The organism is Thermococcus sp., assembly GCF_027011145.1.
Taxonomy (GTDB): domain Archaea; phylum Methanobacteriota_B; class Thermococci; order Thermococcales; family Thermococcaceae; genus Thermococcus.
Map to the genome: position 1 here is coordinate 1 of NZ_JALVAO010000022.1, position 2,956 is coordinate 2,956.

Sequence of the window (2,956 nt, forward strand, 5' to 3'; positions counted from 1 at the left end):
AGCTCATCGTTGAGGATCCGAGGACCAGCTCCACCGGAATGGCGTTCCTGCTCTGGACCGTTGGAGCTTACGGTGACAGGTGGCTCTACTACTGGGACGCGCTCAAGAAGAACGACGTTCAGATCGTTAAGAGCTGGGACGCCGGCTGGGAGATGTGGGACAAGGGACAGGCCCCGCTATTCGTCAGCTACGCCACCGACCCGGCCTACGACGCCTGCAACTACAACGACACCAGCATCGGAGCCATCCTTCTTAACGGCACTGCCTACGTCCAGATTGAAGGAGCTGGAATCGTCAAGGGTGCCAAGCATCCCGAGCTGGCCAAGAAGTTCATCGAGTTCCTCATAAGCGAAGAGGCCCAGGAGAAGCTCCCGCTCAACCAGTGGATGTATCCGGTCAACAAGAACGTCAAGCTCCCGAAGTGCTTCAGCTACGCGGTTAACGTCACCAACCCGGTCAAGCTCAGTCCAGATGAGATCGGGAAGAACTACAAGACCTGGCTCGAGCAGTGGACGGCCCTGATGGTCGAGGGCAAGAGCCCGGACGAGATACTCGGGAAGACGAGCACCACCACAGGATCAGAGGGCAAGGGCGGAATCTGCGGACCTGGAATCATCGTCGGCCTCGCGCTCCTGCCGGTTCTGCTCAGGAAGAGGAAGTGATCTCCGTTCTCTTCTCCCTTTTCCTTCACCGCAACTTTTATAAGAGCGCCCCTGAAGGATAGGAGCGAGGGCCCGTAGCCTAGCAGGATAGGGCGCCGGCCTTCTAAGCCGGAGGTCGCGGGTTCGAATCCCGCCGGGCCCGCCACAACAGCCCTTTGCTTCGCAAAGCGCTGGCGGAATATCGTTGAGTGTTTTTGAAGCATTTATGACAAGGTAGTGTCTCTCATACCCCCACCTTCTTGTGGGCTGAAGTTAATTCTCCACTGATGATATAAACGAACGAAAGGGTTAAAAATAGAAACGCTAACAACCCGCGATTAAAATGAAACGAGTGCACGTGATAGTAGTCATCCTCGTGACACTCACGCTGATGATACTTTCGTTCAGTTCGCTGGTCAGCGCTCAAACCGTCTGGAGAGATGGGGAGCAGTTCAAGGTTGTAAATTCCAATCAGGTTGTTCTCTTCAATATCAGCAACGTTCCAATTTCCGTCCCAAAGGACGCTAAGGACATCAACGTGACAATTCACGCCCGTTTCCGCCTGCTACGTGCTCCTGATATCGTTAATGTTAGTGCATTTGTGTGCGAGGTGAACAGCGACAACGTTGTGTTCACCCTCTCTTCTTCGGGCTCCAAGAGGGCAATACTCAAAGCCCATATGAAACCTAATAAGTTAAGTAACTGGAACGTTACCTTTTGCCCCGGAGATATTTGCTCTAACGTCCTTAATATCAACATTACCCTGGTGAACGTTTCACCGATTGATGGTGCTGTAAAAATCTCAAACGCGTATGTAGTTCTATCCAACCGCTCATCTTCTTTGGAGGTGCTCATACCAACGCGTGACTTTGTAGGGGTGACGGTTGTTTACAGAAGGGAGAACATCACATTCAGGAGCGAAGTAGAGAACGTGTCTTCCCAGAATCTCCCTCAAAATAACAACAGCACCCCTTGGGCTGGAATTATCGGCGTGGGGATTCTCCTCGTGATTCTGATACCGACTGTAGCGTTTCTCTTTTCTAATAACAAGCAAGAATACTATCAAAGTTCAGGTGGCAGTTTCATCGGAGTTCTTGTATCTATGTTTATCTTCAGTGTGCTTCAGTATGCTTTCGGAATATCTTGGAGTTTGATTTTAAATAGTTACATTATGATAATATCCTTAGTTTTTTGGAATGAAGTAGACAACCTATGGAAAAGAGGGATGTTTTTTTCGTTTATAATATCAAGTTTGATAATTAACAATATTGCTCTCCTTCTTTGGATCGGTGTTAATTATGGAGACTTCTTTATATTCCTGCTTGTGCTTTTTATGGTGTTCGGTGTGGGAGTTACATTTGCATTGGTCTGGAACTGGGAGAGAGCTCTTCTGGGAGTGTTTATTTACATCCTCATACTAATTATTTCACTATTACTTTCCCTTAAATACCCACTCTACGGTTTTACTCTTATAACTTTAATGGGATATGCAGTGGTGTTTATTCAAGTTCAAATAAAAAACAACATTGAAAAAAGCACTTTAAAAAGACACATTCGGATTAGAAAATATCTGCATACTCTTGATGCATTTTACAATCTTGTTATAGGGGCATTTATTGCGCCTGGTAGCATCATCTTGGCGTATGCGTTTACAACGGGACTTGGTTTTCTTGAGAATTCCAATAATACTTCGGTCCAATATTTTCAGTATGTATTTCTTCTGTATTTAGGTCTAACCCTGATTTCAGTTTTTCTCATGTGGACTGATGACAAAAGGAGATCATCTCCCAACCGGCGTCTCACCCTTAGAAATACTATTGTAATGCTCTTAATCGTGCTGGGTATTGGATCGGCGTCCATATTGGAACTAAACAACCATAAAGGATTAGCATGTATAATATTCCTTTTGGAAGCAGTTCCTGGGGCACTTTTGTTGGCTTTACTCAACAGGAGAAACTAAAAAGAACAAAAACTTCCGCGAGCGCTTTGCGGAGCAAAGGGCTCATGGATACAGCCTGCTCGGCGTCCTCGGGAAGAGCGTGGCCCAGCGGACGTGGTCGAGCTTGAGGACCCACGCGACGAGCCTCTCCAGTCCGAGACCGAAACCGCTGTGCGGGACTGAGCCGTACTTCCTGAGGTCGAGGTACCACTCGTAGTTCTTCGGATCCATGCCCTCCTCGATTATGCGCTCGACGAGCTTGTTGTAGTCGTCCTCACGCTGGCTTCCTCCAATAACCTCGCCGTATCCCTCCGGCGCGAGCATGTCAGCTGCCAGAACCTTCCTCGGATCTTCGGGATCTTCCTTCATGTAGAAG

General features: G+C 48.0%; 3 protein-coding genes and 1 tRNA gene. 3 read left to right on the forward strand and 1 reads right to left on the reverse strand.

Annotation, left to right across the window (positions count from 1 at the left end):
• From MVG27_RS02195 to MVG27_RS02205, 3 genes are all read left to right on the forward strand, one after another.
• A partial coding sequence (locus MVG27_RS02195) for a thiamine ABC transporter substrate-binding protein (protein WP_297556067.1) occupies positions 1–662 on the forward strand: 662 nt, incomplete at its 5' end.
• A gap of 68 nt (positions 663–730) precedes the next feature.
• A tRNA-Arg gene (locus MVG27_RS02200) sits at positions 731–807 on the forward strand.
• A gap of 177 nt (positions 808–984) precedes the next feature.
• Positions 985–2,601 carry a hypothetical protein gene (locus MVG27_RS02205; RefSeq protein WP_297556068.1) on the forward strand — a complete coding sequence of 539 codons (1,617 nt, stop codon included), beginning with the start codon at positions 985–987 and terminating at the stop codon, positions 2,599–2,601.
• A 42-nt stretch (positions 2,602–2,643) separates the two neighbouring features.
• Here MVG27_RS02205 and MVG27_RS02210 read toward each other — a convergent pair.
• Positions 2,644–2,956: amino acid--tRNA ligase-related protein (locus tag MVG27_RS02210; RefSeq protein ID WP_297556070.1), on the reverse strand; the 313-nt coding region annotated here is incomplete at its 5' end.

Excerpts from the sequence above, each read along its gene's own strand:
- MVG27_RS02205 (WP_297556068.1), top strand. The coding sequence starts at position 985 with ATGAAACGAGTGCACGTGATAGTAGTCATCCTCGTGACACTCACGCTG.